Origin of the sequence: Empedobacter sp. GD03861 (genome assembly GCF_029840885.1) — a bacterium.
GTDB lineage: Bacteria > Bacteroidota > Bacteroidia > Flavobacteriales > Weeksellaceae > Empedobacter > Empedobacter falsenii_B.
The window spans coordinates 99,485-114,171 of record NZ_JAOCDJ010000001.1 but is presented as its reverse complement, the minus strand read 5'-3'; the positions used below and the strand labels follow the sequence as shown (position 1 = coordinate 114,171).

General features: G+C 32.2%; 13 protein-coding genes, 5 tRNA genes and 1 pseudogene. 12 read left to right on the top strand and 7 right to left on the bottom strand.

Going from position 1 to position 14,687, the window contains the following annotated elements; genetic code table 11:
• Positions 1 to 32 precede the first annotated feature (32 nt).
• From N5D03_RS00575 to N5D03_RS00565, 3 genes are read left to right on the top strand one after another with little or no spacing between them, the layout of a single operon-like run.
• Complete coding sequence (locus tag N5D03_RS00575) at positions 33 to 539, top strand: hypothetical protein (protein ID WP_280050662.1); 507 nt, start codon at positions 33 to 35, stop codon at positions 537 to 539.
• A gap of 4 nt (positions 540 to 543) precedes the next feature.
• Positions 544 to 3,111 carry a DNA gyrase/topoisomerase IV subunit A gene (locus N5D03_RS00570; RefSeq protein ID WP_280050715.1) on the top strand — a complete coding sequence of 856 codons (2,568 nt, stop codon included), beginning with the start codon at positions 544 to 546 and terminating at the stop codon, positions 3,109 to 3,111.
• On the top strand, positions 3,111 to 3,818 hold the full coding sequence (locus N5D03_RS00565) for a rhomboid family intramembrane serine protease (RefSeq protein WP_280050661.1): 708 nt from the start codon (positions 3,111 to 3,113) through the stop codon (positions 3,816 to 3,818). The genes N5D03_RS00570 and N5D03_RS00565 overlap by 1 nt, the downstream gene beginning before the upstream one ends.
• Positions 3,819 to 3,886: 68 nt before the next feature.
• Here the strand turns inward: N5D03_RS00565 and N5D03_RS00560 are convergent, their stop codons facing one another.
• Positions 3,887 to 4,519, bottom strand: a complete 633-nt coding sequence (locus N5D03_RS00560) for a C40 family peptidase (RefSeq protein ID WP_038334971.1) — start codon at positions 4,517 to 4,519, stop codon at positions 3,887 to 3,889.
• A 218-nt stretch (positions 4,520 to 4,737) separates the two neighbouring features.
• On the opposite strand from N5D03_RS00560, the gene N5D03_RS00555 reads away from it, so the two are divergent.
• The 5 genes from N5D03_RS00555 to N5D03_RS00535 all read left to right on the top strand — a co-directional run bounded on the left by N5D03_RS00555 (position 4,738) and on the right by N5D03_RS00535 (position 5,770).
• Positions 4,738 to 4,809, top strand: a tRNA-Glu gene (locus N5D03_RS00555).
• Positions 4,810 to 4,903: 94 nt separating this feature from the next.
• The gene (gene rpsT / locus N5D03_RS00550; RefSeq protein WP_038334974.1) at positions 4,904 to 5,158 is read left to right on the top strand and encodes a 30S ribosomal protein S20; all 255 of its coding nucleotides are present in this window, start codon (positions 4,904 to 4,906) and stop codon (positions 5,156 to 5,158) included.
• A gap of 12 nt (positions 5,159 to 5,170) precedes the next feature.
• A tRNA-Glu gene (locus tag N5D03_RS00545) sits at positions 5,171 to 5,242 on the top strand.
• A 286-nt stretch (positions 5,243 to 5,528) separates the two neighbouring features.
• A tRNA-Glu gene (locus N5D03_RS00540) sits at positions 5,529 to 5,600 on the top strand.
• Between the two features lie 98 nt (positions 5,601 to 5,698).
• Positions 5,699 to 5,770 (top strand) — tRNA-Glu (locus tag N5D03_RS00535).
• Positions 5,771 to 5,901: 131 nt separating this feature from the next.
• On the opposite strand, the gene N5D03_RS00530 is transcribed toward N5D03_RS00535, so the two are convergent.
• The gene (locus N5D03_RS00530) at positions 5,902 to 7,638 is read right to left on the bottom strand and encodes an ABC transporter ATP-binding protein (protein ID WP_280050714.1); all 1,737 of its coding nucleotides are present in this window, start codon (positions 7,636 to 7,638) and stop codon (positions 5,902 to 5,904) included.
• A 178-nt stretch (positions 7,639 to 7,816) separates the two neighbouring features.
• Between N5D03_RS00530 and N5D03_RS00525 the strand changes: the two genes are divergently transcribed.
• Complete coding sequence (locus N5D03_RS00525; RefSeq protein WP_114998216.1) at positions 7,817 to 9,238, top strand: hemolysin family protein; 1,422 nt, start codon at positions 7,817 to 7,819, stop codon at positions 9,236 to 9,238.
• A 53-nt stretch (positions 9,239 to 9,291) separates the two neighbouring features.
• Here the strand turns inward: N5D03_RS00525 and N5D03_RS00520 are convergent, their stop codons facing one another.
• Positions 9,292 to 9,999 carry a 3'-5' exonuclease gene (locus N5D03_RS00520; RefSeq protein ID WP_280050660.1) on the bottom strand — a complete coding sequence of 236 codons (708 nt, stop codon included), beginning with the start codon at positions 9,997 to 9,999 and terminating at the stop codon, positions 9,292 to 9,294.
• Complete coding sequence (locus N5D03_RS00515) at positions 9,974 to 11,179, bottom strand: serine hydrolase (RefSeq protein WP_280050659.1); 1,206 nt, start codon at positions 11,177 to 11,179, stop codon at positions 9,974 to 9,976. The genes N5D03_RS00520 and N5D03_RS00515 overlap by 26 nt, the downstream gene beginning before the upstream one ends.
• A 135-nt stretch (positions 11,180 to 11,314) precedes the next feature.
• Between N5D03_RS00515 and N5D03_RS00510 the strand changes: the two genes are divergently transcribed.
• The 3 genes from N5D03_RS00510 (at position 11,315) to N5D03_RS00500 (ending at position 12,466) form a co-directional block, all read left to right on the top strand.
• Positions 11,315 to 11,917, top strand: coding sequence for a superoxide dismutase (locus N5D03_RS00510; protein WP_038334988.1), 603 nt, complete (start codon positions 11,315 to 11,317; stop codon positions 11,915 to 11,917).
• A gap of 69 nt (positions 11,918 to 11,986) precedes the next feature.
• The gene (folB, locus tag N5D03_RS00505) at positions 11,987 to 12,343 is read left to right on the top strand and encodes a dihydroneopterin aldolase (RefSeq protein WP_038334989.1); all 357 of its coding nucleotides are present in this window, start codon (positions 11,987 to 11,989) and stop codon (positions 12,341 to 12,343) included.
• 52 nt (positions 12,344 to 12,395) lie between these two features.
• Positions 12,396 to 12,466: transfer RNA gene (locus N5D03_RS00500), tRNA-Cys, on the top strand.
• Positions 12,467 to 12,587: 121 nt separating this feature from the next.
• Here the strand turns inward: N5D03_RS00500 and N5D03_RS00495 are convergent.
• From N5D03_RS00495 to N5D03_RS00485, 3 genes and pseudogenes are all read right to left on the bottom strand, one after another.
• Positions 12,588 to 12,752 (bottom strand): annotated as a pseudogene (locus N5D03_RS00495) (transposase); the annotation flags it as partial.
• 172 nt (positions 12,753 to 12,924) lie between these two features.
• Positions 12,925 to 13,650, bottom strand: a complete 726-nt coding sequence (locus tag N5D03_RS00490) for a LytTR family DNA-binding domain-containing protein (protein ID WP_280050658.1) — start codon at positions 13,648 to 13,650, stop codon at positions 12,925 to 12,927.
• Positions 13,647 to 14,354 carry a histidine kinase gene (locus N5D03_RS00485; protein ID WP_052217770.1) on the bottom strand — a complete coding sequence of 236 codons (708 nt, stop codon included), beginning with the start codon at positions 14,352 to 14,354 and terminating at the stop codon, positions 13,647 to 13,649. The genes N5D03_RS00490 and N5D03_RS00485 overlap by 4 nt, the downstream gene beginning before the upstream one ends.
• Between the last annotated feature and the right edge of the window lie 333 nt (positions 14,355 to 14,687).

Genomic DNA, 14,687 nt, shown 5'->3' with positions numbered 1-14,687 from the left:
TTCTATCTAACCTAAACACCTATTTTATAAATATGAAGAAGAATAATAAAAATGTGATACAGCTCTTTAAAATGCTAAATTTCACCATCGTTATTTTAATCATTCTAAACCTTATTATGTATGCTGGTATTTTACCTTACAAGTATCACATAATACCACCTTATGTTGTTGCAATTTTTATAGCGTTGTTTATTTATGTAAGCTATAAAAGTGGAAATCAATTTTTTGCGATAGACACAAAAGGTGAAACCATAACTTTTGAAACGAAGAATGTTGGATTTTTATCCTTCTTAGATTCAAAAACGAACAAAATCGATTTACCGAAGTATAAATTGATCAAATACGATTTTCAGAAAGGAATTCTTTCAAAAAACGTTGTCTTTTATATTAACAGTAAAAAGAATCCTACCAATTTAACAAAAGTCAAATTTCGTTTAGCATTTATTTCTAATCGAAATATTAATATTATTTTGACTGAATTAGACAAAATTGTGGAGTCTAATTATGTAGTCAAAGACAATGTAGAAGTAGCTATTTAACATGATGCAAGACAATCAAGAGAGCATCAAGAAGGTTTCTGGTATGTACCAAGAATGGTTTCTTGACTATGCCTCTTATGTAATTTTAGAACGAGCAATTCCATCTATTTATGATGGGTTGAAACCAGTTCAGCGTAGAATTTTACATTCAATGCGCGAGTTGGAAGACGGACGATATAACAAAGTTGCGAACATTGTAGGAAATACGATGAAATATCACCCGCATGGTGATATGGCGATTTCTGATGCAATGGTTCAAATTGGTCAAAAAGAATTGTTGATCGATATGCAAGGAAACTGGGGAAATATCTATACTGGTGACCGAGCGGCTGCGTCGCGTTATATCGAAGCTCGATTGACTAAATTTGCGTTAGAAGTTGTCTATAATCCAAAAACTACAAAATGGCAACCTTCTTATGATGGTCGAAATAAAGAACCAATCGATCTTCCAATCAAATTTCCTTTGCTTTTGGCACAAGGAGTTGAAGGAATTGCAGTTGGTTTGTCAACAAAGATTTTACCGCATAATTTCAATGAGTTAATTGATGCGTCAATTTTACATCTGAAAGGAAAGAAATTTCAAATTTTCCCAGATTTTTTAACTTCTGGTTTGGTTGATGTTTCCGATTATAATGATGGATTGCGTGGAGGTAAAGTGCGTATTCGTGCAAAGATTTTGCAAGAAGATAAAACGACGCTAAAAATCACTGAAATTCCTTACGGAACAACGACAGGATCTTTGATTGATTCAGTTTTGAAAGCCAATGATAAAGGTAAAATCAAGATCAAAAAGATTGAAGATAATACAGCGGCTGAAGTTGAGATTTTAATTCATCTTGTTCCAGGAAGTAGTCCAGACAAAACAATTGATGCATTGTATGCATTCACGGATTGCGAGATTTCTATTTCGCCAAATGCGTGTGTGATTAATGAACAAACACCAGAATTTTTAACAGTTTCTGAAATTTTAATTCACAATACAAACAATACAGTTGAATTGTTGAAAAAAGAGTTAGAAATTGAGTTAGATGAACTGCAAGAACAATGGCATTTTTCTTCGTTGGAACGAATTTTTATCGAGAATAGAATTTATCACGATATCGAAGAAGAAGAAACATGGGAAGGTGTAATTTCTGCGATTGATAAAGGGCTGAAGCCACATATTGCGCATTTAATTCGTCCAGTTACGGAAGAAGATATTACGCGTTTAACAGAAATTCGAATCAAACGTATTTCAAAATTTGATTTAGATAAAGCACAACAATTTATTGAATCATTAGAAGATAAAATCGAGAATGTAAAACATCATTTAGCAAATTTGATTGATTATGCGATCGATTATTTCAAAAACCTAAAGACAAAATACGGAAAAGGAAAAGAACGTAAAACAGAAATTAGAACATTTGATACGATTGATGCGACAAAAGTTGCCGTTGCAAATACACGTTTTTATGTGGATAGAAACGAAGGTTTTATCGGAACTTCATTGAAAAAAGACGAGTATTTATTCGAGTGTTCTGATATTGATGATATTGTGGTTTTCAAACATGATGGTTCGATGATTGTGACAAAAGTTGATGCAAAAACTTTTGTTGGAAAAGGAATTATTCATGTTGGAATTTGGCATAAAAATGATAAACGTACCATTTATAACTTGATTTATCGCGATGGTAAAAATGGTCCGGCTTATCAAAAACGTTTTGCTGTAACGGGAATTACTCGCGATAAAGAATATGATTTAACGGCTGGTAATAAAGGTTCGGAAGTGTTGTATTTTTCAGCAAATCCAAATGGAGAAGCCGAAGTTGTATCAATTATTTTAAAAACTCATCAACGTATCAAAAAGTTGAAATTTGACATCAATTTTGCAGATTTAGCGATAAAAGGTCGTGCATCAAAAGGTAATTTAGTCACTAAATATCCAATCAAAAAAGTAGAATTGAAAGAGGAAGGAGTTTCGACTTTAGCACCTCGTCAAATTTGGTTTGATACAGATACAAAACGTCTAAATGCAGATGGATTGGGACTTTTGTTAGGTTCTTTTAAAGGTGATGATAAAATTTTAACGATTAATAAAAAAGGTGAAGCAAAATTGGTTTCGTTTGATTTGAGTAATCGTTTTGACGAAGATTTAGAAATTATCGAGAAATGGAAACCTTCAAAACCGATTTCTTGCGTGTATTATGATGCAGAAAAAGATCGTTATTTTGTGAAACGTTTCCTTTTAGAAGATACATTTTCTCCACAAACTTTTTATACGTTAGAAGATGGTAAATCATCAATAAAAGTTGTTTCGACAGATTATTTACCAGTTATTGAGTTGATTTTCCCGAAAGTAAAAGGTTTAGAAAAAGAACCAGAAGTGATAAATTTAGAAGAATTTATTACAGTTAAAGGAATTAAAGCGCAAGGAAATCAATTGACGACATATAAATTAAAACAAATTAATGTGTTGGAACCGCTTCCATTCGAAGAACCAGAAGAAGAGGAGGAGTCAGAAGAAGAGCCGCAGCCGACGCTATTTGATGCGATTGAGGAGGATAATAATGAAGAAGAAAATATAGAAGAATAATGGGAGACATCTCTATTGTGGCATTAGTCGTTATTGGATTGAATGTTTTGGTAAGTTGGAAAGGTTTTAACGATTTAGCTTTCTTTGAAAAATATAAATTTCAAGTTGGATCGATATTATATAATAAGGAATACTATAGAATTTTAAGTTCAGGGTTTTTACATGTTGATTTTACTCATTTGTTATTCAATATGTTAACGCTTTATTTCTTTGCAAATCCTGTTATCGGATTTTTTGCGAGTCCAGAAGGATTTTTGTTAGGCGACTTCTCGAATGCAAAACTAAATGTAGGTTACGGAATGTTTCTTTTAGTTTTTTTAGCAGCGGTTATTGGCGGAAATATTTTGTCGTTGTTGATTCACAAGAAAGAAACTTTTTATTCGGCAGTAGGAGCTTCTGGTGGAGTGACAGGGGTTTTATTCGCTGCAATTGCAGCTTTTCCTGAAATGGAATTAAGATTATTTTTTGCTTTACCAATTCCAGCCTGGATTTTCGGGATCTTATATTTAGGATATTCAGTTTATGGAATGAAAACTAATTTAGGGAACATCGGACATTCAGCGCATTTAGGTGGAGCAATTGTGGGATTATTATCTGCAATATTATTTTACCCAACTATTTTACAAATCAATACATATTATATTTTAGGAATGATTGTTCCATTAATTGTATTGTTTGTGATGATTTTGAGAGAACATCGAAAATAAAAAATAAGACAAAAAAAGCATCAAGTAATCTTGATGCTTTTTTTTATGATAATGAAATTATACTATTATTATAATATTCTTTTTACGTATAAGAATTTTGGTCCCCAATATCTATCATTCAAAGAAGATACCATAACACCTTGAGAAGTAGATGAATGAATAAATTCTAAAACTCCATCTTTATTTCTTCCATGAACAATTCCTACATGCGAAACTCTACCACGACCTCTTGTTGCAAAGAAAACTAAATCTCCTTCTTTTGCTTCGTCTGTACTAACTGTAAAGCCTTCTCTTGCCTGATCAGCAGATACACGAGGTAAATTTTTATTGAAAGTCTCGAAAACGTTTCTAACAAAGGCAGAACAATCAATACCACTTCTTGTTGTGCCTCCGTATCGGTAAGGTGTACCAATATACGTTTCTGCTTCTTTTAATAAAAACCCTGCAAACAATTCATTCGTTTCTTCTAAAACGCTGTTTAACACAACCATAGATTTCGCTTCATCGTTAATTTCTATTGGTGTAACATCTAAATTGGCATGTTTATTGATTATTTTAGCTTGAGCTTCAATAGCTCTTGGTTTCGGTACGAAACTTCTCGAAGAATATTCTGTAGCTTCACTAACTGGGGTTAAAGATGAACATGATGTAATAAACATCGTGCAAACCACTGCAGCTACACCTAATATCGATGCTTTCATATATTGAGTATTCGTTTGTATAAATTTTAATAGCACCGCTAAAGTAATTGTTAAAATTATAACTCATTATATATAAGAGTTGTTTTGACAAAATATTAACTTCCTTAACATTTTTTAACAAAAACATATTCAAAAAAACTTTTAAATATATTTGGAAGTCCAAAAAATTGTTCTACATTTGCACTCGCTTTTCACAACAAGTGGTTAAGCCGTCATGCGGCCCATTCGTCTAGTGGTTAGGACATCAGGTTTTCATCCTGGAAACAGGAGTTCGATTCTCCTATGGGCTACATAAAAGTGTTTTAGAAAATTATTAAATTAATTTGGCGAGATAAAATATTTGTTTATATCTTTGCCGAACTAAAATAGAAAGAGATTTAAGTTATGGCAAATCATAAGTCAGCATTAAAAAGAATTAGACAATCAGCGGTAAGACGCGATCGTAATAAATATTATCACAAATCAGCTCGTACAGCTATTAAAGCTTTAAGATCTGAGTCTGATAAAAATGAAGCAGAAACAGTTTTTCCAAAAGTTTCTTCAATGATTGATAAGTTAGCAAAAAGAAACATTATTCACAAGAATAAAGCTTCAAACTTAAAATCAAAGTTAGCGAAACATATTGCGGGATTAGCTTAATAAAATAAAAGTGGTCCCTTCGTCTATCGGTTAGGACACTAGATTTTCATTCTAGAAAGAGGGGTTCGATTCCCCTAGGGACTACAAATTAATAGATGGATTGCATTATTGCAATCTTTTTTTTCCTTGTTCATAGTTGTTGATTTTTTAAACAACCAGTAGAATACTGTGTAAAGGAAATTGTTTTTTGTGTTTTGTTTGTAAAGGTTAATCATAATGTTTAGATGATTAATCGGGAATGAAAATGTCGCTGTATAATTCAACTTGGTTCAAATTATTAGAATTATACATCGACTTTTCTACAACTCCCAACACAAAATGACGTTCATTCAAAATAAAGAATATTCGAATTAATTAATTCATATTAAGTGGTCCCTTCGTCTATCGGTTAGGACACTAGATTTTCATTCTAGAAAGAGGGGTTCGATTCCCCTAGGGACTACAATTTGACTTGATTAAAAAAAATAGTATAAAATTTTCGAAAATTGTTTGGTAATAAAAAATAAACGTTTATTTTTGCACCACAATAATACGAAAGGAGGTCCCTTCGTCTATCGGTTAGGACACTAGATTTTCATTCTAGAAAGAGGGGTTCGATTCCCCTAGGGACTACTAAAAAGCATTCAGATTTGGATGCTTTTTTTATTTTGAAATAGTTTAGTTTATATTGATTTATTGCGATCAATAAAAAAGCGTTTGAGGAAATAAACTTCAAACGCTTTTTGCTTTTATAAAGGATCCTTTTATAGCTTTGGAATTGCTTCTATCAATTCTTTGGTATAGTTTGTTATCGGATGCGCATAAACCTTGTCTGCATCGTTCAATTCTTTCATTTCTCCGTGTTGCATGACCAATAATTGATCGCTCATATATTTTACAACCGCCAAATCGTGCGAAATAAATATATAGGTAAAACTAAACTCTGTTTTCAAATCATTTAATAAATTCAAGACTTGCGCCTGAACAGAAACATCCAACGCAGAAACAGATTCATCACAAATGATAAATTTAGGATTTAAAGCCAAAGCACGAGCAATCCCGATACGTTGACGTTGCCCACCAGAGAATTCGTGCGGATATTTGTTCAAATCTTGATCTGATAAACCCACTTTTTGTAAAAGAGATGAAGCCGTTTTTAATCGCTCAGCTTTATTCTGACCAATTTTATGCACTTGCATTGGTTCTGTAATAATTTGCGCAACGGTTTGGCGAGGATTTAAACTTGAATATGGGTCTTGGAAAATAATCTGAATTTCTCTTCTTAATTTACGAATTTCCTCTTTTTTCAGTTTCGTAATATCTATACCATTATAATAAATTTCGCCGGCAGTTGGTTTTTCTAATAACAAAACCGTTCTACTCAAGGTTGTTTTTCCAGAACCCGATTCGCCAACCAAGCCCATTGTTTCACCTGGATAAACTTTGAACGAGATATCATCGACAGCTTTTACATTCGGGATTGTAGCGTTTCCAAATAGAGTCGAAGGATAGAAGTATTTCTTCAAATTCTTAACTTCTAAAATTGGAGGATTTGCATAAATTTTTTCGTGAAAAGTTTCGCGCTCTTCTTCTGTATAGATCTCAGTTTCGAAATTTGGATTTTCTAAGAAATTTTTCACCGTAGGTAAACGTTTTGCACGTTCATCCAATCGAGGTCGACAAGCAATTAATCCTTTTGTATAATTTTCTTTCGGATGATTAAAAATTGTTTCTACATTTCCTTGTTCCACAACATCACCACGAAACATCACCAAAACTTCTTCACAAACATTAGCAATCACGCCCAAATCGTGAGAAATAAACAACATGCTCATGTTATTTTTTTCTTGTAATTCTTTCAATAAATCTAACGTCGCTTTTTGTACCGTAACGTCCAAAGCAGTTGTAGGTTCATCGGCAATCAATAATTTCGGCTCGCAAGAAATCGCCATTGCAATCATTACACGTTGCTTTTGTCCACCAGATAATTCGTGCGGATAGGCTTTATAAATACGTTCGGGATTTGGTAATTTAACTTGTTCAAAAAGATGAAGAACTTTCTTTTTAGCTTCTTCTTTCGATAAATTTTGATGCAAACGAATCGCTTCCTCCACTTGTTCTCCGCAACGTAAACTTGGATTTAGAGAAGTCATTGGTTCTTGAAAAATCATTCCGATTTCATTTCCTCTTATTTTTTCCAGTTCTTTAGGCGAAAGTTTAAGCAAATCTATCATTTTATCATCTTGACGAAAAAGAATTTCACTTTTGGGATGAATAATTGCATTAGGAGACAATAAACCCATAATTGCCAATGAAGTTAACGACTTTCCTGAGCCAGATTCTCCAACAATTCCTAATGTATCACCTTGTTCTACTTTGAAATTGATGTTATTCAAAACTTGTTTATCTCCAAAAGAAATCGATAAATTTTTGACCTCGATAATATAATGTAAATCTTGCTTTTGCATGGCAAATTGTTGCTTGGTAAATGAAGTGGAAATTTAGTGATTTTTTTAATCATTTTCTCGAATCAATAATTTCTAAGATTTTGTATTTATAAATTTTGTAATTTTGCTACGAATCAAAACGTTGTGATTTTTAATTTTTTTTATTAATTTAGATGTATTGATTTACTGACTTATAAAAACTTATAACAAGTCAGTTTTTTAAATTCGAAGAATGGATACATACTCCCAGATTTCGACATTGTTTTTAGTCGCTAATCACAATGTCGCCGATGAAATTTCTGTAGCAAAACTTTTGCTTACAATTTTCCTTGTTTTATTAAATGGTTTTTTCGTTGCAGCCGAGTTTGCAATTGTAAAAGTACGTTCGTCACAAATTGAAGTTAATCAAGATATTAACGAAAGAACTTCAAATGCTGCAAAACGAATCGTTAATCATTTAGATTCTTATCTTGCCGCAACACAATTAGGTATTACATTAGCTTCGCTTGGTCTTGGTTGGGTTGGAGAAAGCTCTTTAACACCTGTAATCGTAAAACTTTTTGAAGTAGTTGGTTTAACTTCTCCTTCTTGGACAGCGATTGCGCATAATGTTGCATTCCCAGCAGCTTTCGTTATCATTACTATTTTGCACATTGTTTTTGGTGAGTTAGCGCCGAAATCTATTGCGATTCAGTATCCAACAAAAACTACTTTTACAGTAGCTTGGCCTCTTCGTGCATTTTATTTTGTTTTCAAACCTCTTATTGTTTTAATGAATGGTTTGGCAAATGTAATTCTTCGTGCGATTGGAATTCATCCTATTCATGGAGGTGAAATTCACACAGAAGAAGAGTTGAAAATGATTATTACAGAAAGTTCTGAAGGTGGAGCAATTGAAGAATCTGAGCGTAATTTAATTCAAAATGTGTTTGAGTTTGATGATCGTCGAGTGATGAATATTCAAACATTACGTAAAAATGTTTCTGCAATTAATATTAATACTTCTGTAAAAGATGCGTTAGATTATGCGATTAATGAAGGTTATTCGCGTTATCCTGTTTACGAAGAAGAATTTGATAATATAAAAGGTATCATTTACGCTAAGGATTTAATCAAGCAATTATTGGAAAATCCAAATCAAACTGAAATTGAAGGATTGTTGCGAGAGCCAATTTTTATCTCAGAAAATGCATTGATTAAGAATGTAATGAAACAATTTCAGAAAAAACATATGCAAATTGCAATTGTAACAAATGAAGTTGGTGAAGTTGCAGGAATTGTTTCGATGGAAGATATTTTGGAGGAGTTGGTTGGAGAAATTCAAGACGAATATGATAACGAAGATCCGATAGTTTCTCGTGTTTCTGAAGGTGTTTATAATATAAATGCACACAACGCGATAAGCGATATTAATCGTTTAGTACCGTTTAGATTCGAAGAAAGTGAACATTATGATACGTTGGCTGGATTGATTTCTGAATGTTATCCTGATAAAGAATTAACGGAAGGAGATTTGATTGATTTGGAAGAATATACAGGAACAATTATCAAAATGTACCGAAATTCTGTTGAGCAAGTTCAATTGAAAGTGAAAGATGAATTGATTGAAAACTTTCGCGATGAACCAGATTCAGCCGAAGATGATGAAAATTAATCATTAGAAAATATAGAATAAAAAATCCGCTCATTAGCGGATTTTTTTCGTTTTTATATATCTTCTTTTCGTTGTAAAGGTTGATCGTAACGCATTTTTCGGAAAACATTAATCAAGGTTACAACATCTTTTTCACAATAATCTTTGATGCGTTCTACATTGTTTTCATCGTAATAAACTCGTGCAACTTGTGAACCATCGATATCATCTTTTGGTGTTGGAATTTCGAAAACATTTGCCAATAAATCTAACGATGTAAAGTTCTTATAATCGCCAAATTTCCATAACTCCATTGTGTCTAAATGCTGAACTTCCCACGGTTTTTTACCAAATAATTGCAAAATAGCTGGAATTTCTATTTGATTAATCATCATTCGGCGAGCGATGTACGGAAAATCGAATTCTTTTCCGTTGTGCGCACATAAAATATGATCAGGTTTAAAAAAGTTTTCAATCAACATTGAATTAAAATCTTCTAACAATTTTTTTTCGTCGTGACCATAAAAACTTTTGATATGAATAAAAGAATCTTTAACAACAATTCCGACCGAAATACAAACTATTTTCCCGAATTCAGCCATAATTCCGGCGCGTTCGTGGTAAAATTCTTCAGGAGAAACTTCATTATTATTGCGTTGATAAGCCGTTTTCTTTTCCCAAAGCGCTTGTGTTCTTTCAGACAAAAGATTCCAATCATCTGTTTGAGGAACCGTTTCGATATCTAAAAATAATATTTTACTGTAAGGAATTCGTTGGATCATTTTCTTTCACTTTTTGATTAATTCGCATCGCTTCGTCTACCAATCGATAAACATCACCATCTGCAATTGGACGATTATTTGGTTGATCATTATGCGTTTTTCCAGTTCGAACAACAACTAATTTTTCTGAAGGAATTACAATGATACGTTGTCCCAAATGTCCTAACATCGCATAAAAAGGTGTTTTGTAATTGTAATCCATCCAAACTGAATAACCATAAATTTGTGGTTCATTTGGTCCGAACGCTTTTTTGTTTGGTAAAACCATTTTCTGAACAAATGCTGAATCTAAAATTTGTTTTCCGTACCAATTTCCATCATTCAGTAATAATTGTCCAAGTTTGGCAAAATCTCGCGCTGTTGCATTGAAACAACAATAGGTTTTCTCCATTCCTTTCGGATTATCTTTCGACCATTGCGCATCTAATTCCATCCCCATTGGTTGCCAAAATTCTTCTTGAAAATATTGTGATAACGATTTATTTTTCAACGCCCGTTCAATCACAATGCCTAACAATTGCGTGTCACTCGATTGATATTTGAAATGTCCGCCGGGTTGAGAAACAAATTTTCTATTCAACATTTGTTTAACGATATCATCGCCATAATACGCTTTTGCAGTAGGATTGAGCGGAAAATAATAATCTTCGTCCCAATCATAACCAGATGTCATAGCAGATAAATCACCAACTGTACATTCAGCTCCAAATTTATCATCTTTAAATTCAGGAATAAAATCTGTTATTTTTTGATCTAAATCTTTGATATAACCTTGCTCAATCGCTTTTCCCAACATCATTGTCGTGAATGTTTTCGCCATCGAAAAAGAATTGGTAATATCATTTAGTGCATATCCATTAAAATAGTATTCGCTCAAAATTTGATTATCTTTTATAATAACTAACCCAGCAGTTCCGAAATCGTTCATCTCTTTTTCGAAATTAGCTGACAACGGAAATTGATTATAATCTAAATGTTGATGCCAAACTCGCGGTGCACCTGCCAAAATTACATTGTTATCAAAATCTTTGTAATCGTTGATATTTGCAGTGCTTTCACCTTTCATATAGGTTAATTTTACGCCACGAAAAATGTAGTCATTCCCTGTTGCATAAAGAATTAGGATTAATACACAAATGATTATGATGAACCATTTTATTATTTTCCAAAGTATTTTCATTTCAAAAATTTAGAATCTTTTACTAAAATAAGCTTTTACTATTAAATAATGTTAAAATTCTATCATTTCGGAATCATATTTGTTGAGTTATTGTGTATCTTTATACAAGAAAATTAAATCTAAAAAATAAATATTATGGCTTTTGAATTAGCAAAATTACCTTATGCATTTGATGCATTAGAACCTCATATTGACGCAAAAACAATGGAAATTCACCATGATAAACACCATGCTGCGTACACAAATAATTTGAATGCTGCTATTGAAGGAACTGATTTAGCAAACGCTACAATCGAAGAAATTTTAGCAAAAGGAACTGACAAACCAGCTGTTCGTAACAATGGTGGAGGTTTTTATAATCACAATTTATTCTGGGAAATTTTAACTCCAGGTGGTGCTAATCAACCAACTGCAGAAGTTGCTGATGCAATTAACGCTGCTTTTGGATCTTTTGAAGCTTTCAAAGATGAGTTTTCTAAAGCTGCTGCAACACGCTTTGGATCTGGATGGGCTTGGTTAATCGTAAAAGATGGAAAATTAGTTGTAACATCAACTCCAAATCAAGATTCTACTTTGATGCCTGTTGCTGATGTACAAGGATTTCCAGTTTTAGGATTAGATGTTTGGGAACATGCTTATTACTTAAACTATCAAAACCGTCGTCCTGATTATATTGAGGCTTTCTTCTCTGTAATTAACTGGGATAAAGTTGCGGAAAGATTTGCATCTGCAAAATAATAAGGTTTAAAAAATTAAACAATACAAGACTTGTGTAGAAATACGCAAGTCTTTTTTTATCTTTGAACTATGGGAGTAATTATTTTAGAAAATATAAAAATATATTCGAATCACGGATGTTTAGATGAAGAAGCACGTATTGGTTCTGATTATTTGGTTGATTTGGAAGCGCATGCAGACTTTACGAAAGCAACAGAATCGGATGAATTGGTAGATGCTTTGGATTATGTTTCGTTAAATAAAATTGTGAAGGAAGAAGTAGGTATTCGTTCAAAACTTTTGGAACATGTTTGTAAAAGAGTCTTAGATCGTATAGGTCAAGAACTTACGAATGTCACATATGCAAAAGTAAAATTATCTAAGCTGAATCCTCCTATTGGTGGGCATGTAGAAAAAGTGAGTGTTATTTTAGAAAAATCGTATTAAACTTTTTTTTTCTGAAATTATTGCTATATTTGCAATCCAAAACAACGGGAATGGTTCCTTGACCGAGAGGCTAGGTAGCGGTCTGCAAAACCGTCCACAGCGGTTCGAATCCGCTAGGAACCTCAAGATTAATTGATGATCAACAAGTTAAAAGACGTTTATGCATATTTTTTGCATAACGTCTTTTTTTTTATGCTTCAGTTTTATTTTCATAATTTATTATATTTGATGAATACTAATATGAATCATATTTGGATTGATGTTTAGGAACAATAATTGGCTCATAGCTCTTTTTATGATCTCGTGGAACATCTATCGTAGATTCTCCATATTAGCTTTTAAACGTTTTGAAGTTGTACCATTACGTGCATTTGGATTATCACTTTTCTCATTTTTTGGAATAACCTAAATGTACTTGAAGTTAGCCTTGCAGCATGGCTTCTGATAAATCAGAATGCAATTCTTTTATTTTAAAGAAAAGTCTTGATGATTTTGATATAGGGGAGTATATCTAACAACAATGATTTAATAATTAAAATACAGAATATTCAAAACTCATATTGAATAAAGAAAGACATTTTTTAATCCTCCATTTTTATATAACCTTCGCCATAATTATCAAAAAATAATTTACGATAAGTAGAACCTATTGCAATCGCAACATCATCGATGTACAACGTGTTATAATCAAAAGAAGTGATATGATTCTTGTTTACAATATATGATTTGCTTACTCTGTAAAAGCTTGTATTTGGAAGTTTTGTATGTATCGTTTTTAGATTCATAGCCGTTATCAACTTTTGCTTGTCTGTATAAATAATAACATAATCTTTCAACGCTTCGATATGCGTAATATCCTCAAAATTTAGTTTATGAAATCTTCGGTCTGCTTTGATAAACATAAACTGCTCTGAATTAGATTCAATTGTTGATTTTATGGTGTTATCTGATAATAATTGATGCAATAATTCTGCTTTTGAAATCGCTTTTTTTAGCCGTTCTTGCGAAATAGGTTTCAATAAATAATCTATCGCATCCAGCTCGTAGCCATCAATCGCAAACTGAGGATAAGCTGTCGTAAAAATAAATAATGTATTCGCAGGCAATTGTTTTGCGAGTTCGAGACCATTTATGCTTGGCATTTCAATATCCAAAAAAACTAAATCGACGTGATTGTTTTTAGTGAAATCAAGTGCTTTGGTTGCGTTACCAAAACTCCCAATGATCTCAATAGATTCAAAACCATTTAGTTCCTCCGATAATTCCTCGCGAGCAAGAGGTTCATCATCAATTATAATACATTTCATAAAGGCAGATTTAAAGTGACAACAAATTCTTTTTCTTTCTTATTTAGCTTCAATTCGTAGTTATCACCATATAAAAGTTCTAATCTTCTTTTGATATTCGTAAGCCCGATTCCTTTATTTTTTGTATCAGAAATTTTAAAATCTGGACAGATAGAATTGCTACATTCAAAATGCAACATAAGATTTGTTATGCTAAAATTAATATTGATATAAGACGCATTATCATTAACATCGACACTATGTTTAACTGCATTTTCGATAAAAACGGTAAATAAGTTTGAAGGAATTAAACGTCGGTTAAGTGATTCCGAATTAATTGTATTGTTGATTTTTACTGTGAAATCGTCCCGTCTTTTTTGCTCTAATTCCAAATAATTGGTAAGAAATAAAATCTCTTGACACAAATTGTTTTTATTGTTTCGATTTTCATACAATTGAAAACGCAGAAATTCTGACAACTTCACAACTGTATTCACAGCTTCTTCGGGATTTTTTCTGATTAGAGCTTTTACACTATTCAAATTATTAAATAAAAAATGAGGATTAATTTGGTTTTTTAATTCCGCTAATTCCATTTTACGCGTTAGTTTTTCTAGTTCGATAATCTTCTCTTTATCAATAATCCAATTCTGCGCTAATCTTGTTGTTGTTGTAATCATGATAAAACTAATCGAAGTAAAAATTCCATAGATTGGCTGTAGCATAAAGAATTCACCTTTTGGAGTATTTAAATGTAGGATATATCGATTGGTTAAAAGTACAATACTTAGGGTTACAATAACTAAACAGATTAAAAGTGAGAAATAGGTCAGGTATTTTCTGTCCAAAAATTTAGGAACCAAATAATAGGTGTTGATGTAAAACATGATGACAAAAAAAGTGTACACGCTAACAAACCAATAAATACGGTCTTCTTTGGGAAATCTGATGTAAAATCCTGAGCAATACAAGAAAATGAAGAAAAATAGTAGAAATATGATTTGCCTAACCAATTTCAATTTCTTGTTCAATAAAAAAGCTATAATTTTCTCCTCCAT

What these genes read in the sequence shown, in the direction of transcription:
- N5D03_RS00570 (WP_280050715.1), top strand. Translation starts at nt 544, where the DNA reads ATGCAAGACAATCAAGAGAGCATCAAGAAGGTTTCTGGTATGTACCAA.
- N5D03_RS00515 (WP_280050659.1), bottom strand. Translation starts at nt 11,179, where the DNA reads ATGAAAATACTTTGGAAAATAATAAAATGGTTCATCATAATCATTTGT.
- N5D03_RS00485 (WP_052217770.1), bottom strand. Translation starts at nt 14,354, where the DNA reads ATGCTACAGCCAATCTATGGAATTTTTACTTCGATTAGTTTTATCATG.
- rpsT (WP_038334974.1), top strand. Translation starts at nt 4,904, where the DNA reads ATGGCAAATCATAAGTCAGCATTAAAAAGAATTAGACAATCAGCGGTA.
- folB (WP_038334989.1), top strand. Translation starts at nt 11,987, where the DNA reads ATGGGAGTAATTATTTTAGAAAATATAAAAATATATTCGAATCACGGA.
- N5D03_RS00525 (WP_114998216.1), top strand. Translation starts at nt 7,817, where the DNA reads ATGGATACATACTCCCAGATTTCGACATTGTTTTTAGTCGCTAATCAC.
- N5D03_RS00560 (WP_038334971.1), bottom strand. Translation starts at nt 4,519, where the DNA reads ATGAAAGCATCGATATTAGGTGTAGCTGCAGTGGTTTGCACGATGTTT.
- N5D03_RS00575 (WP_280050662.1), top strand. Translation starts at nt 33, where the DNA reads ATGAAGAAGAATAATAAAAATGTGATACAGCTCTTTAAAATGCTAAAT.
- N5D03_RS00520 (WP_280050660.1), bottom strand. Translation starts at nt 9,999, where the DNA reads ATGATCCAACGAATTCCTTACAGTAAAATATTATTTTTAGATATCGAA.
- N5D03_RS00510 (WP_038334988.1), top strand. Translation starts at nt 11,315, where the DNA reads ATGGCTTTTGAATTAGCAAAATTACCTTATGCATTTGATGCATTAGAA.
- N5D03_RS00490 (WP_280050658.1), bottom strand. Translation starts at nt 13,650, where the DNA reads ATGAAATGTATTATAATTGATGATGAACCTCTTGCTCGCGAGGAATTA.
- N5D03_RS00565 (WP_280050661.1), top strand. Translation starts at nt 3,111, where the DNA reads ATGGGAGACATCTCTATTGTGGCATTAGTCGTTATTGGATTGAATGTT.